Annotated in this window: 17 protein-coding genes and 1 pseudogene; 16 read left to right on the forward strand and 2 right to left on the reverse strand. The window is 38.2% G+C overall.

Going from position 1 to position 22,302, the window contains the following annotated elements; all coding sequences use genetic code 11:
- From ADG81_RS10090 to ADG81_RS07835, 9 genes and pseudogenes are all read left to right on the forward strand, one after another.
- Positions 1-595: pseudogene (locus ADG81_RS10090) on the forward strand (hypothetical protein); the annotation flags it as partial.
- A gap of 160 nt (positions 596-755) precedes the next feature.
- On the forward strand, positions 756-1,412 hold the full coding sequence (gene vncR, locus ADG81_RS07800) for a response regulator transcription factor VncR (RefSeq protein ID WP_049551390.1): 657 nt from the start codon (positions 756-758) through the stop codon (positions 1,410-1,412).
- Positions 1,409-2,737, forward strand: a complete 1,329-nt coding sequence (gene vncS / locus ADG81_RS07805; RefSeq protein WP_049551391.1) for a sensor histidine kinase VncS — start codon at positions 1,409-1,411, stop codon at positions 2,735-2,737. Before vncR ends, vncS begins: the two co-directional genes overlap by 4 nt.
- Positions 2,738-2,877: 140 nt before the next feature.
- Positions 2,878-3,759: a class II fructose-bisphosphate aldolase gene (locus tag ADG81_RS07810; RefSeq protein WP_023946263.1), complete on the forward strand. Its 882-nt coding sequence runs from the start codon at positions 2,878-2,880 to the stop codon at positions 3,757-3,759.
- 277 nt (positions 3,760-4,036) lie between these two features.
- Positions 4,037-5,029 carry an ABC transporter ATP-binding protein gene (locus ADG81_RS07815; RefSeq protein WP_049551392.1) on the forward strand — a complete coding sequence of 331 codons (993 nt, stop codon included), beginning with the start codon at positions 4,037-4,039 and terminating at the stop codon, positions 5,027-5,029.
- A gap of 1 nt (position 5,030) precedes the next feature.
- Complete coding sequence (locus ADG81_RS07820; protein WP_049551393.1) at positions 5,031-5,849, forward strand: ABC transporter permease; 819 nt, start codon at positions 5,031-5,033, stop codon at positions 5,847-5,849.
- A gap of 1 nt (position 5,850) precedes the next feature.
- Positions 5,851-6,636, forward strand: a complete 786-nt coding sequence (locus ADG81_RS07825; RefSeq protein ID WP_049551394.1) for an ABC transporter permease — start codon at positions 5,851-5,853, stop codon at positions 6,634-6,636.
- 783 nt (positions 6,637-7,419) lie between these two features.
- On the forward strand, positions 7,420-13,986 hold the full coding sequence (locus tag ADG81_RS07830) for a S8 family serine peptidase (RefSeq protein WP_049551395.1): 6,567 nt from the start codon (positions 7,420-7,422) through the stop codon (positions 13,984-13,986).
- A gap of 311 nt (positions 13,987-14,297) precedes the next feature.
- Positions 14,298-14,606, forward strand: a complete 309-nt coding sequence (locus ADG81_RS07835; RefSeq protein ID WP_049551396.1) for a hypothetical protein — start codon at positions 14,298-14,300, stop codon at positions 14,604-14,606.
- Between the two features lie 79 nt (positions 14,607-14,685).
- Here the strand turns inward: ADG81_RS07835 and ADG81_RS07840 are convergent, their stop codons facing one another.
- The gene (locus tag ADG81_RS07840; protein WP_004242853.1) at positions 14,686-15,045 is read right to left on the reverse strand and encodes a DUF3397 family protein; all 360 of its coding nucleotides are present in this window, start codon (positions 15,043-15,045) and stop codon (positions 14,686-14,688) included.
- A 91-nt stretch (positions 15,046-15,136) separates the two neighbouring features.
- On the opposite strand from ADG81_RS07840, the gene ADG81_RS07845 reads away from it, so the two are divergent.
- The 5 genes from ADG81_RS07845 to ADG81_RS07865 are packed head-to-tail and all read left to right on the forward strand — an operon-like array spanning position 15,137 to position 19,835.
- Complete coding sequence (locus tag ADG81_RS07845; protein WP_025169866.1) at positions 15,137-16,093, forward strand: TIGR01212 family radical SAM protein; 957 nt, start codon at positions 15,137-15,139, stop codon at positions 16,091-16,093.
- On the forward strand, positions 16,077-16,634 hold the full coding sequence (locus tag ADG81_RS07850; protein ID WP_049551397.1) for a tRNA (mnm(5)s(2)U34)-methyltransferase: 558 nt from the start codon (positions 16,077-16,079) through the stop codon (positions 16,632-16,634). The genes ADG81_RS07845 and ADG81_RS07850 overlap by 17 nt, the downstream gene beginning before the upstream one ends.
- Positions 16,627-16,881, forward strand: a complete 255-nt coding sequence (locus tag ADG81_RS07855) for a hypothetical protein (protein WP_000361085.1) — start codon at positions 16,627-16,629, stop codon at positions 16,879-16,881. The genes ADG81_RS07850 and ADG81_RS07855 overlap by 8 nt, the downstream gene beginning before the upstream one ends.
- A gap of 11 nt (positions 16,882-16,892) precedes the next feature.
- Complete coding sequence (locus ADG81_RS07860; RefSeq protein WP_049551398.1) at positions 16,893-18,947, forward strand: cation:proton antiporter; 2,055 nt, start codon at positions 16,893-16,895, stop codon at positions 18,945-18,947.
- Positions 18,948-18,974: 27 nt separating this feature from the next.
- On the forward strand, positions 18,975-19,835 hold the full coding sequence (locus tag ADG81_RS07865; RefSeq protein ID WP_049551399.1) for a YihY/virulence factor BrkB family protein: 861 nt from the start codon (positions 18,975-18,977) through the stop codon (positions 19,833-19,835).
- Positions 19,836-19,915: 80 nt separating this feature from the next.
- Here ADG81_RS07865 and queA read toward each other — a convergent pair whose 3' ends face one another.
- Complete coding sequence (gene queA / locus ADG81_RS07870; protein WP_004255765.1) at positions 19,916-20,944, reverse strand: tRNA preQ1(34) S-adenosylmethionine ribosyltransferase-isomerase QueA; 1,029 nt, start codon at positions 20,942-20,944, stop codon at positions 19,916-19,918.
- Between the two features lie 150 nt (positions 20,945-21,094).
- Here queA and ADG81_RS07875 point away from each other — a divergent pair, with 150 nt between their 5' ends.
- A complete protein-coding gene (locus ADG81_RS07875; RefSeq protein ID WP_000864591.1) occupies positions 21,095-21,802 on the forward strand; it encodes a glucosamine-6-phosphate deaminase in 708 nt (235 codons plus the stop codon).
- Positions 21,803-21,953: 151 nt separating this feature from the next.
- Positions 21,954-22,130, forward strand: a complete 177-nt coding sequence (gene rpsU, locus ADG81_RS07880) for a 30S ribosomal protein S21 (RefSeq protein WP_000048054.1) — start codon at positions 21,954-21,956, stop codon at positions 22,128-22,130.
- The last annotated feature ends 172 nt before the right edge of the window (positions 22,131-22,302 follow it).

Here is a 22,302-nt window from a genome sequence, read left to right on the forward strand (position 1 = left end):
GGTCAAAGTAAATGTATTTTATAACTTTGATAAAATGAAAGATATTGCAGGTTTCCTAGGAGATATCAATGGAACTTCTCTTGAAATCGCGGAAGGTTTATCAAATGAACAGGTGAAAGCAGCAGTCAAGAGCCAAGTTGATGCTAAGAAAGAGGAATTACGTAAACGTGGTTATATCGTTAAAGAAGACTATCTCTATAAAAATAATGGAAAAGATTATAACTACGTTGTCACATTCACTAAGGAGACTACAGGAACTTCAGGTTTCAGAATGGCTCCAGCAGTTCAACCACGCGCTAGTAGAAATCGTAGAAGTCTAGAACAGCCATCTCCTCATAAGGTCAAAGTCAATGTTTTTTATAACTTTGATCAAATGAAAGATATTGCAGGTTTCCTAGGAGATATCAATGGAACTTCTCTTGAAATTGCGGAAGGTTTATCAAATGAACAGGTGAAAGAAGCTGTCAAGAGCCAAGTTGAAGCTAAGAAAGAAGAGTTGAGCAAACGCGGCTACACTTTCAAAGAGGACTATGTATATCAAGCTAATGGGAAAGATTATAACTACGTTGTAACATTTTCAAAAGCAACTAAATAATGTTCATTCCATAGGGAGTGAAATGTGAGCAGAGAGAGCAATAGGCTCTCTTTGTTTTATCTAGTAGCAAGTTTCTTAAAGACAAAAGGCAAATAAGAGATTATAATAAATAGAGTAGGTATTTATTCTAAGAAAAATAAAAAAAGAGAGCAGTTAAAGTATGAAAATTTTAATTGTAGAAGATGAAGAGATGATCCGTGAGGGGGTCAGTGACTATTTGACGGATTGCGGTTACGAAACTATTGAGGCGGCAGACGGGGAGGAAGCCTTAGAAAAATTTTCCAGCTATGAGGTGGCTCTAGTTTTACTGGATATCCAGATGCCCAAGCTCAATGGACTAGAAGTCCTAGCTGAGATTCGCAAAACCAGCCAGGTCCCTGTCTTGATGCTGACCGCTTTTCAGGATGAAGAATACAAGATGAGTGCTTTTGCTTCGCTAGCAGATGGCTATCTGGAAAAACCTTTCTCCCTCTCCCTCTTAAAAGTGAGGGTAGACGCGATTTTCAAACGCTACTACGATACGGGACGAATTTTCTCTTATAAGGATACCCAAGTGGACTTTGAGAGCTACAGTGCTAGCCTAGCAGGTGAGGAAGTAGCCATCAATGCCAAAGAGTTGGAAATTCTGGACTATCTGGTGAAGAATGAAGGACGGGCCTTGACCCGATCTCAGATAATCGATGCCGTCTGGAAAGCGACAGATGAGGTTCCCTTTGACCGAGTCATTGATGTTTATATCAAGGAATTGCGGAAAAAGCTAGACCTGGACTGCATCCTCACTGTGCGCAATGTTGGTTATAAATTGGAGCAAAAATGAAACGAACAGGTTTATTTACAAAGATATTTATCTATACCTTCTCGATTTTTAGTGTTCTGGTTATTTGCCTTCATTTAGCCATTTATTTTCTTTTTCCTTCGACTTATCTGAGTCATCGTCAGGAAACCATCGGCCAGAAAGCGACAGCCATTGCCCAGTCCTTAGAAGGGAAAGACAGGCAGAGTATCGAGCAAGTGTTAGAGCTGTATTCCCAGACTAGTGATATCAAGGGGGCCGTTAAGGGAGAGATGACTGAGGATAAGTTAGAAGTCAAGGACAGTTTTCCTCTGGATACAGACCGCCAGACAACCTCTCTCTTTATCGAGGAGCGGGAGGTGACAACGCAAGACGGTGGCATCATGACTCTCCAGTTTCTAGCTTCCATGGATTTGCAAAAGGAAGCGGAGCAAATCAGTCTCCAATTTCTCCCCTACACCTTGCTGGCATCCTTTCTGATTTCCCTTTTGGTTGCCTACATCTATGCTCGGACCATTGTTGCACCGATTTTGGAAATCAAGCGAGTAACCCGTCGGATGATGGAACTGGATGCCCATGTGCGATTGCGCGTGGATTCTAAGGATGAGATTGGTGATCTCAAGGAACAAATCAATAGCCTCTATCAGCACCTCTTGACTGTCATTGCGGACTTGCATGACAAGAATGAAGCTATTCTCCAGCTCGAAAAGATGAAGGTCGAATTCCTACGAGGGGCTTCTCATGAATTGAAAACACCGCTTGCTAGTCTCAAAATCTTGATTGAAAATATGAAGGAAAATATTGGTCGTTATAAGGATAGAGATCACTATCTGGGAGTTGCCTTGGGGATTGTGGATGAGCTCAATCATCACGTTCTCCAGATACTTTCTCTTTCTTCGGTCCAGGAATTACGAGATGATAGGGAACAAATTGACCTACTTCAGATGACACAAAGTCTGGTTAAGGATTATGTCTTGCTAGCTAAGGAAAGAGAACTCCAGATAGACAATAGTTTGACCCATCAGCAGGCCTATCTAAATCCATCGGTGATGAAATTGATTTTATCTAACCTCATCAGCAATGCTATCAAGCACTCTGTTCCAGGTGGCTTAGTTCGCATTGGAGAAAGAGAAAGGGAACTTTTTATAGAAAATAGCTGTAGTCCAGAAGAACAAGAAAAACTAGCTCAATCTTTTTCTGATAATGCTAGTCGCAAGGCCAAAGGGTCTGGGATGGGGCTCTTTGTGGTCAAGAGTCTATTAGAACATGAAAAATTACCCTATCGTTTTGAAATGCAGGAGAATCGTTTAACCTTCTTTATAGCTTTTCCAAAAGTCGCTCAAGACTAGGAAGAGAAAGGGTTTACATAGATGAAGCTAGAAGAAATTCAATGGAAACTACGGGAAAAACTAGATTTTTTTGTCAAAAAGTGATAAAATGAACAATGTAAATGGGATGACCCATAAAAATATACAGGAGGCCTGATAAAATGGCAATCGTTTCAGCAGAAAAATTTGTCCAAGCAGCTCGTGACAATGGTTATGCAGTTGGTGGATTTAACACAAACAACCTTGAGTGGACTCAAGCTATCTTGCGTGCAGCAGAAGCTAAAAAAGCTCCAGTTTTGATCCAAACTTCAATGGGTGCTGCTAAATACATGGGTGGTTACAAAGTTGCTCGCAACTTGATCGCTAACCTTGTTGAATCAATGGGTATCACTGTACCAGTAGCTATCCACCTTGACCACGGTCACTACGAAGATGCACTTGAGTGTATTCGAGTTGGTTATACTTCAGTTATGTTTGACGGTTCACACCTTCCAGTTGAAGAAAACCTTGAAAAAGCTCGTAAAGTTGTAGAATTTGCACATGCAAATGGTGTATCAGTAGAAGCTGAAGTTGGTACTATCGGTGGTGAAGAAGACGGAATCATCGGTGATGGTGAATTGGCTCCAATCGAAGACGCTAAAGCAATGGTTGAAACTGGTATCGACTTCTTGGCAGCTGGTATCGGTAACATCCACGGTCCTTACCCAGCAAACTGGAAAGGTCTTCACCTTGACCACTTGCAAAAATTGACTGAAGCTGTACCAGGATTCCCAATCGTATTGCACGGTGGATCAGGTATTCCTGATGAGCAAATCCAAGCAGCTATCAAACTTGGTGTTGCGAAAGTTAATGTTAACACTGAATGCCAAATCGCATTCGCTAACGCAACTCGTAAATTTGCTCGTGACTACGAAGCAAACGAAGCAGAATATGACAAGAAAAAACTCTTCGACCCACGTAAATTCTTGGCTGACGGTGTAAAAGCTATCCAAGCATCAGTTGAAGAACGTATCGACGTATTCGGTTCAGAAGGTAAAGCATAATCTAGCTTAACAATATAGATGAAACCTGCCCATTGGGTGGGTTTTTTGTGTATTTTAAGGAGACTATTAAGCTAGAATTTTGATCTAAAAATACCATTTTAAGAGAAAAATTTTCAATTTCATAAACTTTAGGCAAACGCTTGCATTCTAGTTTTTATTGGACTATAATAGGTTGGTATAAAGCATTCTGTAATAATAAAAGGTGTAGAAAGTAAGGCTTTAGAATATTTGTAGTCAAAAATACAATGTTGCTATTCCTTGCGCTAGGGAGAGATTTATGGCAATGATAGAAGTGGAACATCTTCAGAAAAATTTTGTGAAGACTGTTAAGGAACCGGGATTGAAGGGGGCGTTTCGCTCCTTTATTCATCCTGAAAAGCAGACCTTTGAAGCGGTCAAGGATTTGACTTTTGAGGTTCCCAAGGGGCAGATTTTAGGCTTCATTGGGGCAAATGGTGCAGGGAAGTCGACAACCATTAAAATGCTGACTGGGATTTTGAAACCGACATCTGGTTTTTGTCGGATTAATGGCAAGATTCCCCAGGACGATCGTCAAGACTATGTCAAGGATATTGGAGTGGTCTTTGGGCAACGTACCCAGCTATGGTGGGATTTGGCGCTACAAGAGACCTACACGGTCTTGAAAGAGATTTACGATGTGCCAGATTCGCTCTTCCATAAGCGCATGGATTTTTTGAATGAAGTCTTGGATTTGAAGGAATTTATCAAGGATCCCGTGAGAACTCTTTCGCTGGGACAACGGATGCGGGCGGATATTGCAGCTTCCTTGCTTCACAATCCCAAGGTACTCTTTTTAGATGAGCCGACCATTGGTTTGGACGTTTCGGTCAAGGATAATATTCGTCGAGCTATTACTCAGATCAATCAAGAGGAAAAAACAACCATTCTCTTGACCACTCACGACCTGAGCGACATTGAGCAACTTTGTGATCGGATTTTTATGATTGATAAGGGGCAGGAGATTTTTGATGGAACGGTTAGCCAACTCAAGGAAACTTTTGGCAAGATGAAGACTCTTTCCTTTGAACTACTACCAGGTCAAAGTCATCTCGTTTCTCACTATGAAGGCTTTTCGGATATGAGCATTGATAGACAGGGGAATAGTCTCAACATTGAATTCGATAGTTCACGCTACCAGTCAGCTGACATTATCAAGCAAACCCTGTCTGATTTTGAAATCCGCGATTTGAAAATGGTGGATACAGATATCGAGGATATTATCCGCCGCTTCTACAGAAAGGAGCTCTAAGATGGTCAAATTGTGGAGACGTTATAAACCCTTTATTAATGCAGGGATTCAGGAGTTGATTACCTATCGAGTCAACTTTATTCTCTATCGGATTGGCGATGTCATGGGAGCTTTTGTGGCCTTTTATCTCTGGAAGGCTGTCTTTGATTCCTCACAAGAGTCCTTGATTCAGGGCTTTAGTATGGCAGATATTACCCTATACATCATCATGAGTTTTGTGACCAATCTTTTGACCAGGTCGGATAGCTCCTTTATGATTGGGGAGGAGGTCAAGGATGGTTCCATCATCATGCGCTTGTTGCGACCAGTGCATTTTGCGGCATCTTACCTTTTTACAGAGCTTGGCTCCAAGTGGTTGATTTTTATCAGTGTCGGACTTCCATTTTTAAGTGTCATTGTTTTGATGAAAATCTTATCTGGGCAAGGGATTGTAGAAGTGCTGGGATTAACTGTCCTTTATCTTTTTAGCTTAACGCTTGCCTATCTGATTAACTTTTTCTTTAATATCTGCTTTGGATTTTCAGCCTTTGTGTTTAAAAATCTATGGGGTTCCAATCTACTCAAGACTTCCTTGGTGGCCTTTATGTCAGGAAGCTTGATTCCCTTGGCTTTCTTTCCAAAGCTTGTTTCAGATATCTTGTCATTCTTGCCTTTTTCATCCTTGATTTACACTCCGGTCATGATTATTGTTGGGAAGTACGATGCCAGTCAGATTCTTCAGGCACTCCTTTTGCAGTTTTTCTGGCTCTTAGTGATGTTGGGCTTGTCTCAGTTGATTTGGAAACGAGTCCAGTCATTCATCACCATTCAAGGAGGTTAGTATGAAAAAATATCAACGTATGCATCTGATTTTTATCAGACAATACATCAAGCAAATCATGGAGTACAAGGTCGATTTTGTGGTTGGTGTCTTAGGAGTCTTTCTGACTCAAGGCTTGAACCTCTTATTTCTCAATGTCATCTTTCAACACATTCCATCCCTAGAAGGCTGGACTTTTCAAGAAATTGCTTTTATTTATGGATTTTCCTTGATTCCCAAGGGCTTGGACCATCTCTTTTTTGACAATCTATGGGCATTAGGTCAACGTTTAGTCCGAAAAGGGGAGTTTGACAAGTATCTGACACGTCCTATCAATCCTCTCTTTCATATTCTAGTTGAGACCTTTCAGATTGATGCCTTGGGTGAACTCTTGGTCGGTGGCATTCTACTGGGAACAACAGTGACCAGCATTGCTTGGACTCTTCCTAAATTCCTGCTTTTTCTAGTCTGCATACCATTTGCGACCTTGATTTATACTTCTTTGAAAATCGCGACAGCCAGTATCGCTTTTTGGACCAAGCAGTCAGGAGCCATGATTTATATTTTCTATATGTTTAATGATTTTGCTAAGTACCCGATTTCCATTTACAATTCATTTCTTCGTTGGTTGATTAGTTTTATCGTGCCTTTCGCCTTTACGGCCTACTATCCTGCCAGCTATTTCTTGCAGGACAAGGATGTTCTCTTTAACATCGGAGGTTTGATGTTGATTTCCCTTATCTTTTTTGGTATTTCCCTTAAACTCTGGGACAGGGGCTTGGATTCCTACGAAAGTGCGGGTTCTTAGCATCGATGTTATCAAAGCCTTGTCTTGGGACAGGCTTTTTTTAATAGAGATGAAAATTCCTTGACATCTATTCTCAGAGTGCTATACCGTAAATGTAATCGCCGATTTAGCTCATACTCTTCGAAAATCTCTTCAAACCACGTCAACGTAGCCTTGCCGTATATATATGTAACTGACTTCGTCAGTTCTATCTGCAACCTCAAAACAGCGTTTTGAGCTGACTTCGTCAGTCTTATCTATAACCTCAAAACAGTGTTTTGAGCAACCTGCGGCTAGTTTCCTAGTTTGCTTTTTGATTTTCATTGAGTATCAGTTGGCATAACAAGGCACTCGCAAAGCCTAGGTTATAGGTAGATAAACGACTGAGGATTTGAAAAAATAGATATGTAGAAGATAACCGTTAAGTCTTATTTTTAGCGGTTATTTATATTGTTTAATAGCGCTGATATTTCATCAATGATGTTTGACTTTGTGATGTTGCTACTGCTTCAACTTGATTACTACTATTTTTGGTGGTGTGAATGTGTTTATCATGTATCCCAGTTAACTACGAAACTTTTTGACTCAATTTTTAACATATGTTAAAAAATAAATTAATCCGTATTAATTTTTCTTGACTTAAAATTTTTTAATTGATATACTATTTTTCAGAGAGCTAACAATTATATATAAATGTACTACTCTATTTCCTAGATAATACTTAGTAAAACTTTTTATAACAAAGGCTAGCAAAGTTAAAGTTTTTTATCTATTGGAAGTTAAATAAATATGTAAGGAATTAAAATGAAAAAAAGTACAGTATTGTCATTAACCACAGCTGCAGTTATTTTAGCAGCATATGTCCCTAATGAGGTAGTTTTAGCAGATACATCTAGCTCTGAAGATACTTTAAATATCTCTGATAAAGAAAAAGTAGTAGATAAACAACAAGAAAACAAAGAAAAACTTGAAGATGTTCATAATGCTATAGAAACTTCAAAGGATACTGAAGAGAAGAAAACAACAGTTATTGAGGAAAAAGAAGTTGTTAGTAAAGAATCTGTGATAGATAACAAAACTAGCAATGAAGAAGAAAAAATCAAAGAAGATTCCAATCAATCCAAAGAAGATAAAGCGGACTCGTCTGCAAGTAAAGACCCAGAAAATCCCCAAAAAGAGGATAAACTTGTCTATATTGCTGAATTTAAAGATAAGGAATCTGGAGAAAAAGCAATCAAGGAATTATCCAATCTTAAGGATACAAAAGTTTTATATACTTATGATACGGTTTTTAATGGTGTTGCAATAGAAACAACTCCAGATAATCTGGACAAAATTAAACTAATAGAAGGTATCTCATCGGTTGAACGATCACAAAAAGTCCAGCCAATGATGAACCATGCTAGAAAGGAAATTGGAGTTGAAGAGGCAATTGATTACTTAAAATCTATCAATGCTCCATTTGGGAAAAATTTTGATGGCCGGGGTATGGTCATTTCAAATATCGATACCGGGACAGATTATAGGCATAAGGCTATGAGAATCGATGATGATGCCAAAGACTCAATGAGATTTAAAAAAGAAGACTTAAAAGGCACTGATAAAAATTATTGGTTGAGTGATAAAATTCCTCATGCTTTCAATTATTATAATGGTGGTAAAATTACTGTAGAAAAAGCTGATGATGGAAGCGATTATTTTGATCCACATGGGATGCATATTGCAGGGATTCTTGCAGGAAATGATACTGAAAAAGATATTAAAAACTTTAACGGAATAGATGGAATTGCTCCTAATGCACAGATCTTCTCTTATAAAATGTACTCTGACGCAGGATCTGGCTTCGCAGGGGATGAAACAATGTTTCATGCGATTGAAGATTCGATCAAACACAAGGTCGATGTTGTTTCGGTATCATCTGGCTTTACAGGAACAGGTCTTGTAGGTGAGAAATATTGGGAAGCTATTAGAGCGTTAAGAAAAGCAGGCATTCCAATGGTTGTAGCTACGGGTAACTATGCGACTTCTGCTTCAAGTTCTTCATGGGATTTAGTGGCAAATAATAATCTGAAAATGACCGACACTGGAAATGTAACGCGAACTGCAGCACATGAAGATGCGATAGCAGTCGCATCTGCTAAAAATCAAACAGTTGAGTTTGATAAAGTTAACATAGGTGGAGAAAATTTTAAATACAGAAATATAGGGGCCTTTTTCGATAAGAATAAAATCACAACAAATGAAGATGGTTCAAAAGCTCCTGATAAATTGAAATTTGTATATATAGGCAAAGGTCAAGATCAAGATTTGATAGGATTGGATCTTAAGGGCAAAATTGCAGTAATGGATAGAATTTATACCAAGGATTTAAAAGATGCTTTTAAAAGAGCTACGGATAAGGGCGCACGTGGCATTATGGTTGTAAATACTGTCAATTACTACAATAGAGATAATTGGACAGAGCTTCCAGCTATGGGATATGAGGAGGATGAAGGAACTACTAGTCAAGTATTTTCAATTTCAGGAGATGATGGTGTAAAGCTATGGAACATGATTAGTCCTGATAAAAAAACTGAAGTTAAAAGAAATAATAAGGAAGATTTCAAAGATAAATTGGAGCAATACTATCCAATCGATATGGCAAGCTATAATTCTAATAAACCGAATGTAGGTGACGAAAAAGAGATTGACTTTAAGTTTGCACCTGACACAGACAAAGAATTGTATAAAGAAGATGTCATAGTTCCAGCAGGATCTACATCTTGGGGACCGAGAACAGATTTGCTTTTAAAGCCTGATGTCTCAGCGCCAGGTAAAAATATTAAATCCACTCTCAATGTCATTAATGGGAAATCAACTTATGGCTATATGTCAGGAACTAGTATGGCAACTCCAATCGTGGCAGCTTCTACTGTTTTGATCAGACCAAAGTTAAAGGAAATGCTTGAAAGACCTGTATTGAAAAATCTTGAGGGAGATGACAAAATAGACCTTACGAGTCTTACAAAAATAGCCCTACAAAATACTGCAAGACCTATGATGGATGCGACTTCTTGGAAAGAAAAAAGCCAATACTTTGCATCACCTAGACAGCAGGGAGCAGGTCTAATTAATGTGGCCAATGCTTTGAGAAATGAAGTCGTAGCGACTTTCAAAAACAAGGATTCTAAAGGTTTGGTAAACTCTTATGGTTCTATTTCTCTTAAAGAAATAAAAGGAGATAAAAAATACTTTACAATTAAGCTTCACAATACATCAAACAGACCTTTGACCTTTAAAGTTTCAGCATCAGCTATAACTACAGATTCTCTAACTGATAGACTAAAACTGGATGAAACATATAAAGACGAAAAATCCCCAGATGGGAAGCAAATTGTTCCAGAAATTCACCCAGAAAAAATCAAAGGAGCAAATATCACATTTGAGCATGACACTTTCACTATAAGCCCAAACTCTAGCTTTGATTTAAATGCGGTTATAAACGTTGGAGAGGCTAAAAATAAAAATAAATTTGTAGAATCATTTATTCATTTTGAGTCAGTGGAAGAAATGGAAGCTCTAAACTCCAACGGGAAGAAAACAAATTTCCAACCTTCTTTATCGATGCCTCTAATGGGATTTGCTGGGGATTGGAATAAAGAACCAATCCTTGATAAATGGGCCTGGGAAGAAGGATCAAAATCAAAAACAATGGAAGGTTATGATGATGATGGTAAACCAAAAATTCCAGGAACCTTAAATAAGGGAATTGGTGGAGAACATGGTATAGATAAATTTAACCCAGCAGGAGTTATACAAAATAGAAAAGATAAAAATACAACATCTCTAGATCAAAATCCAGAATTATTTGCTTTCAATAACGAAGGGATCAACGCACCATCATCAAGTGGTTCTAACATTGCTAAAATTTATCCTTTAGATTCAAATGGAAATCCTCAAGATGCTCAACTTGAGAGAGGATTAACACCTTCTCCACTTGTATTAAGAAGTGCAGAAGAAGGAATGATTTCAATAGTAAATACAAATAAAGAGGGAGAAAATCAAATAGACTTAAAAGTCATTTCGAGAGAACACTTTATTAAAGGAATTTTAAACTCTAAGAGAAATGATGCAAAGGGAATCAAATCTTCTAAACTAAAAGTTTGGGGTGACTTGAAGTGGGATGGACTCATCTATAACCCTAGAGGTCGAGAAGAAAATGCACCAGAAAGTAAGGATAACCAAGATCCTGCTACTAAGATAAGAGGTCAATTTGAACCGATTGCGGAAGGTCAATATTTCTATAAATTTAAATATAGATTAACTAAAGATTATCCATGGCAGGTTTCCTATATTCCTGTAAAAATTGATAACACAGCCCCTAAGATTGTTTCGGTTGATTTTTCAAATCCTGAAAAAATTAAGTTGATTACAAAGGATACTTATCATAAGGTAAAAGATCAGTATAAGAATGAAACTTTATTTGCTAGAGATCAAAAAGAACATCCTGAAAAATTTGACGAGATTGCAAACGAAGTTTGGTATGCTGGCGCCGCTCTTGTTAATGAAGATGGAGAGGTTGAGAAAAATCTTGAAGTAACTTACGCAGGTGAGGGTCAAGGAAGAAATAGGAAACTTGACAAAGACGGAAATACTATTTATGAAATTAATGGTGCAGGAGATTTAAGAGGAAAAATCATTGAAGTCATTGCATTAGATGGTTCTAGCAATTTCACAAAGATTCATAGAATTAAATTTGCTGATCATGCTGATGAAAAGGGGATGATTTCCTATTATCTAGTAGATCCTGACCAAGATTCATCTAAATACCAAAAGCTTGGAGAGATTGCCGAATCTAAATTTAAAAATTTAGAAAATAGAAAAGAGGATAGTCTTAAAAAAGATACAACTGAGGAAGAAAATCATCAAGACAATGAAGAGTCTATCGAAGAAAAATCTAGCTTGACTATTCATAAAACTATTTCAACAATTAGAGATTTTGAAAGCAAAGACTTAAAGAAACTCATTAAAAAGAAATTTAGAGAAGTTGATGACTTTACAAGTGAAACTGGTAAGAGGACAGAAGAATACGATTATAAATACGATGATAAGGGAAATATCATTTCTTATGACGATGGTAGCGCCTTAGAATATGAAACTGAAAAACTTGACGAAATCAAATCAAAAATTTATGGTGTTCTAAGCCCGTCTAAAGATGGACACTTTGAAATTCTTGGAAAAATCAGTAATGTTTCTAAAAATGCCAAGGTATATTATGGCAATAACTATAAATCTATAGAAATCAAAACGACTAAGTATGATTCCCACTCAAAAACGATGACATTTGATTTATACGCTAATATTAATGATATTGTGGATGGATTAGCTTTTGCAGGAGATATGAGATTCTTTGTTAAAGATGATGATCAGATAAAAGCTGAAACGAAGATTAGAATGCCTGATAAAAATAAGGAAACTAAAGCAGAATATCCGTATGCATCAAGTTATGGGAATGTAATAGAATTAGGAGAAGGAGATCTTTCAAAAAACAAACCAAACAATTTAACGGAAATGGAATCTGGTAAAATCTATTCTGATTCAGAAAAACAACAATATCTGTTAAAAGACAACATCATTCTAAGAAAAGGCTATGCACTAAAAGTGACTACCTATAATCCTGGAAAAACGGATATGTTAGAAGGAAATGGAGTCTATAGCAAGGAAGATATAGCAAAAATACAAAAGACCAATCCTAATCTAAGAGTCCTTTCAGAAAAAATAATTTATACTGATAGTAGAAATGTTGAAGATGGAAGAAGTACTCAAGCTGTATTAATGTCGGCTTTGGACGGCTTTAACATTGTAAGATATCAAGTGTTTACCTTTAAAATGAATGATAAAGGGGAGGCAATCGATAAAGATGGAAATCTTGTAACAGATCCTTCTAAACTTGTATTATTTGGTAAGGATGGTAAAGAGTACATAGGAGAGGATAAATCCAATGTAGAAGCTATAAAAGAAGATGGTTCTACGTTATTTATTGATGCAAAACCAGTAAACCTTTCAATGGACAAGAACTACTTTAATCCATCTAAATCTAATAAAATTTATGTACGAAATCCAGAATTTTATTTAAGAGGTAAGATTTCTGATAAGGGTGGTTTTAACTGGGAGTTGAGAGTTAATGAATCGGTTGTAGATAATTATTTAATCTACGGAGATTTACACATTGATAACACTAGAGATTTTAACATTAAGCTTAATGTTAAAGACGGTGACATCATGGACTGGGGAATGAAAGACTATAAAGCAAACGGATTCCCAGATAAGGTAACAGATATGGATGGAAATGTTTATCTTCAAACTGGCTATAGCGATTTGAATGCGAAAGCGGTTGGAGTACACTATCAATTTTTATATGATAATGTTAAACCAGAAGTAAACATTGATCCTAAGGGAAATACTAGTATTGAATATGCTGATGGAAAATCTGTAGTCTTTAACATCAATGATAAAAGAAATAATGGATTCGATGGTGAGATTCAAGACAAACATATTTATGTAAATGGAAAAGAATACAAATCATTTGATGATATTAAACAACTAACAGATAAGACACTAAACATTAAGATTCTTGTAAAAGATTTTGCAAGAAATACAACTGTAAAAGAATTCATTTTAAACAAAGATACGGGAGAGGTGAGCGAACTAAAACCTCAGATGGTAACTGTGACCATTCAAAATGGAAAAGAAATGAGTTCAACGATAGTGTCGGAAGAAGATTTCATTTTACCTGTCTATAAGGGTGAATTAGAAAAAGGCTATCAATTTGATGGCTGGGAAATTTCTGGTGTCGAAGGGAAAAAAGATGCAGGTTATGTTATTAATGTGTCAAAAGATACCCTTATAAAACCTCTATTCAAGAAAATAGAGGAGAAAAAGGAGGAGGAAAATAAACCTACTTTTGATGAATCGAAAAAGAAAGATAACAAACAGGTAAGCCATAGCCAATTAAATCAAAGTCATAGAAAAGAGGACTTACAAAGAGCAAATCATTCACAAAAATCTGATTCGACTAAAGATGTCAAAACTACAGTTCCTGTACAAGTAAATTATAGTCAATTAGATGAAAGTCAAAGATCTGATTCAACTAAGGATGTTACAGCTACAGTTCCTGATAAAAATGATAAAAACTTTGAAAATAAGAAGGAAGTTTATCTTAATGAACCAGAGACTATAGCTAATAAACATACCAATATCGATAGTAAATCGGATACTAACCATTCTGATAAGTTGCCAAAAACCGGAACAGTTAGAGCAGTTCTTACACCGTTCATTGCTGGAATATTGTTTATAGTAGGAGCACTTCTTGGATTGAAGAAAAAAGATTAAGATTAGGGCAAAAGCTATAGAAAAGATATAGCAAAATGGTTTGTGTACTGAGATGAGATAGTGTGGTGATGAGATAATTTTAAGGAATTAAGTAGCGTTTGGTTGCTTAATTCCTTTTTATTTAGAAGGAAGTTTTTTACCTGATTCCTTATTTTATCGCTATTATTCAACCACTTAGACTGAGTTAGAGACCAGATAGACAAAAGAGCTTGTTCTTGAGATTGAGCTCTGCTATAATGATTTTTGTAAGGTACGTGAGGCATCGATACCAGTTAACTTAAGTTCCTAAAAAAGAAATTGGAGATAAAGAAATGAAAAAATTATTGGGAATTGTATTTTTAGTAGCAGCAGCGACAGTAGTGTATTTTGGTTCTGTTGGATGGCCAAGTTTGGATGTCAACCTCTGGTCACTCATTCCGGTAGGCTTGTTCCTCTTTTTCACTCTAGAGAATCTTTTGAAAAAAGACTACAAGGCTAGTCTGATGTGTTTGATTATTGCCTTTATCATCGCAAATGCGACTTTGGACCTTTTGCCAATTTCAAGTGGCTTGGTAATTGGAGCAGGTGTACTAGCTTGTGTAGGTATTGGTTATCTCTTTCCTGATAAAGAGAGTAAATAGAAATTATTGAAAAATAGATAAAGAAAAACACTTCAATCACTGTATTTCAGTTTGATTGAGGTGTTTTCGATTTAGTTTTTTATTTCTGAGCCATCAATTCAACAATCATCTCGATATACATGACAAGGGTTAATAAGAATCCTGCACGCCAGAAGAATTTGATGAATTTAGGATAGTAAAAGCTACGTTTTTTCAAAAGGAAGAAAAAAACGAGAATAATGGCTAGGAGTGAGAGGGCTAGTCCTAGTCTAGGGAGAAAATTATGGGTAAAGGTTTTAGCTGTGATTAGGTAGTACTCAAATACCAAGACTGGAAAAGCCAAATCCGCAAAGTTTCGTCCTAGTTTTTTTAATCTAAAAAGTTTGGTTATGATAATGCAGACGACCAAGGTCAGTATCAATAATAAAATAGATGCTAATTTCATTAAAATCATACCCATATTGTATCATAAAAAATCGCTAATGGAAACGAGAAACAGAGGAATTTATAGGAAAGTCAGGCTTTTGAGATTGTAGATGTTTTTTGTTATAATGAAAGTTATGAAATCTTATAATACCTTGAATGATTATTATCGAAAACTCTTTGGAGAAAAGACCTTTAAAGTCCCTATTGATGCGGGGTTTGACTGTCCCAATCGTGATGGGACTGTGGCTCATGGAGGCTGTACTTTTTGTACGGTTTCAGGTTCTGGAGATGCTATCGTAGCACCGGATGCGCCTATCCGTGAGCAATTTTATAAGGAAATTGACTTTATGCACCGTAAGTGGCCGGATGTTCAGAAATATCTGGTTTATTTTCAAAATTTTACCAACACCCATGAAAAGGTGGAAGTGATTCGGGAGCGATATGAACAGGCTATCAACGAGCCAGGTGTGGTAGGAATCAATATTGGAACGCGCCCAGACTGTTTACCAGACGAAACCATTGAATATTTGGCTGAATTATCGGAGCGCATGCATGTGACGGTTGAATTGGGCTTGCAGACTACTTATGAAACAACCTCTGACCTGATTAACCGTGCCCACTCCTATGAGTTGTACGTGGAAACGGTCAAGCGTTTGAGAAAGTATCCCAAGATTGAGATTGTTTCTCATTTGATCAACGGACTTCCTGGTGAAACCCATGAGATGATGATTGAAAATGTCCGCCGCTGTGTTACGGACAATGATATTCAAGGGATTAAACTGCACTTGCTCCATCTTATGACAAATACTCGTATGCAACGAGATTACCACGAAGGACGTTTGCAGTTGATGAGTCAGGACGAATATGTCAAGGTTATCTGCGACCAATTGGAAATCATTCCCAAGCATATTGTCATCCATCGAATCACAGGAGATGCACCTAGAGATATGCTGATTGGTCCTATGTGGAGCCTCAATAAATGGGAAGTGCTAAATGCTATTGAAACTGAAATGCGACGTCGTGGAAGCGTTCAAGGATGTAAGGCTGTAAAACAGGAGTTTGAAAATGAAAAGACCACTTGAGATGGCACATGATTTTTTAGCTGAGGTAGTGACAAAAGAGGATATCGTAGTGGATGCGACTATGGGAAATGGTCATGACACGCTTTTTTTAGCTAAATTAGCCAAGCAGGTCTATGCCTTTGATATTCAGGAACAAGCCTTGGAGAAGACCCAAGAGCGTTTGCATCAGGCTGGCCTGACAAATGCCCAGTTAATCTTGCAAGGTCATGAGACACTGGATCAGTTTGTGACAGAAGCCAAGGCAGGGATTTTTAATCTGGGCTATTTGCCATCAGCTGATAAGTCTGTCATCACCCAACCTCAGACAACGATCGAAGCATTAGAAAAACTGTGTCATTTGCTTGTCAAAGGTGGACGGATTGCTATCATGATCTACTATGGTCATGAAGGAGGCGACATCGAGAGGGATGCTGTCTTAGATTTTGTTAGCCAGTTGAACCAAGAAGAGTACACAGTTGCCATTTACCGAACTTTAAACCAAGTCAACAACCCACCATTTTTAGTAATGATTGAAAAATTAGAGAGATATAGACATGGATAAACAATACCTACGTGAAAAGCTGGATGCCATGCGCCAGAATTTTGTTGAATCAACCCACCACGAACGAGCAGTGGGAGTGTTAGACCAAGCGCATATGAGCAAAAAAATGCTTAAAATCAAGAAAAAATTAGTTGCTCTTGAAATGGAACGGTGCCAGAGAAAAATTGAGCACAAGGATTGTTCCAAGATTGACCAAAAAATCAAAGAGCAGAAGGAGATTTTTGAATCTTGTTGTAAAAAAGATTAAGGAGGACGTGCGTGGAATTACTGATTTACCTCATCCTATTTTTACTAGTCTTGATTGTCTCGAGTACAACCAATAAGCTCCTACCCTTTTTGCCTCTACCTTTGGTGCAAATTCTTTTGGGAATTGTGATTGGTCTCTTTTTACCCAATACCGACTTTCACCTCAATACAGAGTTGTTTTTGGCACTGGTTATTGGGCCCTTGCTTTTTCGAGAGTCGGAAGAAGCGGACATTACAGCTATTTTAAAACACTGGCGAATCATTGTTTATCTCATATTTCCAGTGATTTTCATCTCGACCCTGAGTTTGGGTGGTTTGGCCCATCTTCTTTGGCTGGGTCTTCCCTTGGCAGCTTGCTTGGCTGTTGGGGCGGCACTTGGCCCAACGGACTTGGTAGCCTTTGCCTCTCTTTCGGAGCGCTTTAGCTTTCCTAAGCGCGTGTCCAATATCCTCAAGGGTGAGGGTCTTTTGAATGATGCTTCGGGATTGGTGGCCTTTCAGGTAGCTTTGACAGCTTGGACAACAGGAGCCCTTTCCCTTGGGCAAGCGAGTAGTTCGCTCATCTTTTCAATCCTAGGCGGTTTTTTGATTGGCTTTTTAACAGCCATGACCAATCGTTTCCTCCATAGCTTCTTGCTAAGTGTGAGGGCAACGGATATTGCTAGTGAGCTCCTTCTGGAATTGAGTTTGCCTCTGGTGACCTTCTTCCTAGCAGAAGAAGTCCATGTTTCAGGGATTATTGCCGTTGTAGTTGCTGGGATTTTAAAGGCAAGCCGTTTTAAGAAAATTACGCTCCTCGAAGCCCAAGTGGATACAGTAACCGAGACGGTTTGGCATACAGTGAATTTTATGCTCAACGGTTCTGTCTTTGTGATTTTAGGGATGGAGTTGGAAATGATAGCAGAGCCTATCTTGACCAATCCAATCTATAATTCCTTACTTTTATTGGTATCTCTTATAGCCCTTACCTTTGTCCTCTTTGCCATTCGTTTTGTCATGATTTATGGCTATTATGCCTATAGGACTAGACGTCTCAAGAAAAAGCTAAATAAGTATATGAAGGACATGCTTCTTTTGACTTTCTCAGGTGTCAAGGGAACGGTGTCGATTGCTACGATCCTTCTGATACCAAGTAATCTAGAACAGGAGTATCCTCTCTTGCTTTTCCTTGTCGCAGGTGTGACACTTGTAAGCTTTTTAACAGGTCTCGTAGTCTTGCCTCATCTTTCTGATGAACAGGAAGAAAGTAAGGACTATCTCATGCATATCGCCATTTTGAATGAAGTAACGATAGAGTTGGAAAAAGAGTTGGAAGACACCAGAAATAAACTTCCTCTCTATGCGGCTATTGACAATTATCATGGACGTATTGAAAATCTGATCCTGAGTCAAGAAAATAAGGGGGCTCAAGAAGACTGGGAGGCCTTGAAGCTTCTTATCCTCAGTATTGAAAGTGATGGTTTAGAACAAGCCTACGAAGAAGGAAAGATGAGTGAGCGTGCTTATCGAGTCTACCAACGTTATTTGAAAAGCATGGAACAAAGTATCAATCGCAAGTTTGCTTCACGATTGACCTATTATTTCCTTGTTTCCTTGCGGATTTTACGTTTTCTCCTCCACGAAGTCTTTACTCTTGGCAAGACCTTCCGAAGTTGGAAAAATGAAGAATCACAGAAACTCAGAGCCCTTGACTATGACCAAATAGCAGAGCTCTATCTAGAAAATACAGAGATGATTATCGAAAGTTTGGAAAACCTAAAAGGGGTTTATAAGAGTTCTTTGATCAGCTTCATGCAGGATTCTCGTCTTCGAGAAACAGCTATTATCACCAGTGGTGCCTTTGTCGAACGGGTTATCAATCGTGTCAAACCCAACAATATCGATGAAATGTTGAGAGGCTATTACCTAGAGCGCAAGTTGATTTTTGAATATGAAGAGAAACGATTGATTACGACCAAGTATGCCAAGAAGTTACGACAAAATGTGAATAACTTAGAGAACTATTCCTTGAAGGAAGCTGCCAATACTCTGCCTTATGATATGGTGGAATTGGTAAGAAGAAATTAATCAAGATTATAAGTGAAGGAGTGTGACATGAAAAAGTGGTGGAAAGAGCTGATAGACAAGCCTTTATTAAAAGCCTTTTTGTATTATTATCAAGCATCAGATAGTGAGTTGACCAGTGTTGCAGTAGCCTACTATTGGTTGATTTCGATTTTTCCGCTGCTTTTGGTGGTGGTCAATATCCTCCCTTATTTTCAGATTCCAGTTTCTAATTTTTTAAAGGTTGTCAATGAATTTTTGCCCGATACCATGTATGATGTGGTGGCAAAGATTATTACAGAAGTGCTGACCCAACCTTCAACGGGCTTATTGAGTTTTGCGGTTTTGTCAGCCCTATGGACCTTTTCAAAATCCATGAATTTCCTACAGAAAGCCTTTAATAAAGCTTACGGAGTAGCTAAGAGTAGAGGTTTAATTTACCAGCAATTGATGAGTTTACTAGTCAGTTTTGGCTTGCAAATCCTTTTTGCCTTAGCTCTCTTTCTCAGTGTCTTTGGCCGCATGCTTCTCAACCTTATCAAAAGCTACTTGAAATCGGATAGTCCTCTCTTTGATTATCTTCAAGACCTAACAGGCCCCTTGGTCTATGCCTTGATTTTTGCAATCTTGGTCATGCTCTACTATTTCCTGCCCAATGTTAAGGTCCGACGGATTCGACATGTATTGCCAGGGAGTGCCTTTGTCTTGTTGACCCTGGCCTTACTGCTCAATATCTTTTCAGTCTATGTTAACAATTATGTCAATCACATAGTGGACGTGCGTTTTTTCAGTTCCGTCGTCGTGGTGGTCATGATGTTTTGGTTTATTCTCATTGCTAAGATTTTAATTGTTGGCGCGGTTATCAATGCCAGTGTTCAGAGTTTGAAAGATCCGACCTTTAGAATAAATTAACTCATTTTTTATCCATTACAAAACGCATATTATCAGGCTTTATAAAACCTTGATAATATGCGCTTTTTTGATTGTGAAAATTAATAGATAAACATGGCATCGCCAAAACTAAAGAAGCGGTAGTGTTCTTGAATGGCATGGTGGTAGGCATCTAAGACTAATTCACGGCCTGCAAAAGCAGAAACCAACATGACCAGAGTTGATTTTGGCAGGTGGAAGTTGGTTGAAAAGGCATCTACAACCTTCCATTCGTAACCAGGCTTGATAAAGATATTGGTCCAGCCAGAATCTGCTTGGATTTGCCCATCAAACTTGGAACCAATAGTCTCCAAGGTGCGGATAGAAGTGGTTCCAACAGCGATGACACGACCACCATTTTCCTTAACAGAGCGAAGAGTGGCAGCCGCTTCCTCAGAAAGTTGGTAGAATTCTGAGTGCATTTCATGTTCGTCCAGATTGTCAACAGAAACTGGTCTAAAGGTTCCGAGCCCGACATGAAGAGTCAGATAAACCAGATGAACTCCTTTAGCTTGGATTTCTGCCAGCAGTTCTTTGGTAAAGTGCAGTCCAGCAGTAGGTGCTGCAGCAGAGCCACTTTCCTTGGCGTAAACGGTTTGATAACGTTCACGGTCATCCAGTTTTTCGTGGATATAAGGTGGTAATGGCATTTCTCCCAGACTTTCCAAAACTTCTAGGAAAATTCCTTGGTATTCAAAGCGGACAATGCGGCCCCCGTGGGTCAGTTCTTCCGTAACGACAGCGCTGAGGCGACCATCACCAAAGCTGACACGAGTACCAATCTTGAGGCGTTTGGCAGGTTTAGCCAGAACTTCCCACTCATCCCCAGCAGTATTTTTGAGTAGGAGCAGTTCCACATGGCCTCCTGTTTCTTCCTTTTGACCATAGAGGCGGGCAGGTAGAACGCGGGTGTCGTTCATGACAAGGGCATCACCAGGTTCCAGCATATCAATAATAGAGTGGAAGTGTTTATCCTGCATTTCTCCCGTCTCACGGTTGACGATGAGGAGTTTAGAGGCATCTCGTTTTTCAAGAGGCGTTTGGGCAATCAATTCCTCGGGTAAGTGGAAATCAAAATCAGCTGTATTCATATATCTGTTCATTCTTTCTAAGTTCTAATCCTATCCATTATAACATGTTTCAAGTATAGTCGCTCTTTTTTTAGAAATTAAATCGTTTTCACTTGACAGAAATTGGTCTATACCATATAATAAATATAGATTAAAATGGAGGATGAAAAGATGAAAGTCATTAAAGTTGAAAACCAAATCGAAGGTGGAAAAGTTGCTTTTGAGATTTTAAAGGAAAAATTGGCCAATGGAGCTCAAACCCTAGGACTTGCGACAGGAAGTAGCCCACTTGAATTTTACAAGGAAATTGTTGAGAGTGACCTTGATTTTTCAAATCTAACCAGTGTCAACCTTGATGAGTATGTAGGGCTTGATGGAGACAATCCACAGTCTTACCGTTACTTCATGCAAGAAAACTTGTTTAACCAAAAACCATTTAAAGAAAGTTTCTTGCCTCGTGGGGTTAAGGACAATGCTGAAGCTGAAGTTGAACGCTACAACCAAATTTTGGCTGACCATCCAGTGGACCTTCAAATCTTGGGAATCGGTCGCAATGGACATATCGGCTTTAATGAGCCTGGTACTCCATTTGACAGTCAAACACATCTAGTAGAACTTGACCAGTCTACTATCGAAGCCAATGCGCGCTTCTTTGACAAGATTGAAGATGTTCCAACCCAAGCCATTTCAATGGGGATTAAAAATATCTTGGATGCTAAGTCTATTCTTCTCTTTGCTTACGGTGAATCAAAAGCAGAAGCTATTGCTGGAACAGTGTCTGGTCCAGTGACTGAGAACTTACCAGCAAGTAGCCTCCAAAATCACCCTGATGTGACTATTATCGCAGATGCTGAAGCGCTTAGCTTGTTAGAAAAATAAAAAACGAAACCCTTCAGTTTCTTCTATCTGAGTGCTTTAAACTCTTGTATAAATGGAAGAAAAAATCAAAATTAAACCGGATTTTTTCTTGACAATTATTCCTTTTACGTGTAAAATAGAATAGATCTTGAACTTGAAGGGAGTGAAAAAAATGTCTAAAACAGTAGTACGTAAGAATGAATCTCTTGACGACGCACTTCGTCGTTTCAAACGTGCGGTTACTAAAGCTGGTACTCTTCAAGAAACACGCAAACGTGAATTCTATGAAAAACCTTCTGTAAAACGTAAACGTAAATCAGAAGCAGCTCGTAAACGTAAAAAATTCTAATTAGAAATGAAAGGCTGGAGAAATCTAGTCTTTTTTCTTTTAATACTCTTCGAAAATCAAATTCAAACCATGTCAACGTCGCCTTGCCGTAGATATGGTTACTGACTTCGTCAGTTTTATCTACAACCTCAAAACGGTGTTTTGAGCAACCTGCGGCTAGTTTCCTAGTTTG

It is taken from the genome of Streptococcus pseudopneumoniae, from assembly GCF_001070815.1.
GTDB classification, from domain to species: Bacteria; Bacillota; Bacilli; order Lactobacillales; family Streptococcaceae; genus Streptococcus; species Streptococcus pseudopneumoniae_P.

What these genes read in the sequence shown, in the direction of transcription:
- ADG81_RS07820 (WP_049551393.1), top strand. Translation starts at nt 5,031, where the DNA reads ATGGTCAAATTGTGGAGACGTTATAAACCCTTTATTAATGCAGGGATT.
- vncS (WP_049551391.1), top strand. Translation starts at nt 1,409, where the DNA reads ATGAAACGAACAGGTTTATTTACAAAGATATTTATCTATACCTTCTCG.
- ADG81_RS07835 (WP_049551396.1), top strand. Translation starts at nt 14,298, where the DNA reads ATGAAAAAATTATTGGGAATTGTATTTTTAGTAGCAGCAGCGACAGTA.
- ADG81_RS07865 (WP_049551399.1), top strand. Translation starts at nt 18,975, where the DNA reads ATGAAAAAGTGGTGGAAAGAGCTGATAGACAAGCCTTTATTAAAAGCC.
- ADG81_RS07850 (WP_049551397.1), top strand. Translation starts at nt 16,077, where the DNA reads ATGAAAAGACCACTTGAGATGGCACATGATTTTTTAGCTGAGGTAGTG.
- rpsU (WP_000048054.1), top strand. Translation starts at nt 21,954, where the DNA reads ATGTCTAAAACAGTAGTACGTAAGAATGAATCTCTTGACGACGCACTT.
- ADG81_RS07825 (WP_049551394.1), top strand. Translation starts at nt 5,851, where the DNA reads ATGAAAAAATATCAACGTATGCATCTGATTTTTATCAGACAATACATC.
- ADG81_RS07815 (WP_049551392.1), top strand. Translation starts at nt 4,037, where the DNA reads ATGGCAATGATAGAAGTGGAACATCTTCAGAAAAATTTTGTGAAGACT.
- ADG81_RS07845 (WP_025169866.1), top strand. Translation starts at nt 15,137, where the DNA reads ATGAAAGTTATGAAATCTTATAATACCTTGAATGATTATTATCGAAAA.
- ADG81_RS07810 (WP_023946263.1), top strand. Translation starts at nt 2,878, where the DNA reads ATGGCAATCGTTTCAGCAGAAAAATTTGTCCAAGCAGCTCGTGACAAT.
- queA (WP_004255765.1), bottom strand. Translation starts at nt 20,944, where the DNA reads ATGAATACAGCTGATTTTGATTTCCACTTACCCGAGGAATTGATTGCC.
- ADG81_RS07855 (WP_000361085.1), top strand. Translation starts at nt 16,627, where the DNA reads ATGGATAAACAATACCTACGTGAAAAGCTGGATGCCATGCGCCAGAAT.
- ADG81_RS07830 (WP_049551395.1), top strand. Translation starts at nt 7,420, where the DNA reads ATGAAAAAAAGTACAGTATTGTCATTAACCACAGCTGCAGTTATTTTA.
- vncR (WP_049551390.1), top strand. Translation starts at nt 756, where the DNA reads ATGAAAATTTTAATTGTAGAAGATGAAGAGATGATCCGTGAGGGGGTC.
- ADG81_RS07875 (WP_000864591.1), top strand. Translation starts at nt 21,095, where the DNA reads ATGAAAGTCATTAAAGTTGAAAACCAAATCGAAGGTGGAAAAGTTGCT.
- ADG81_RS07840 (WP_004242853.1), bottom strand. Translation starts at nt 15,045, where the DNA reads ATGGGTATGATTTTAATGAAATTAGCATCTATTTTATTATTGATACTG.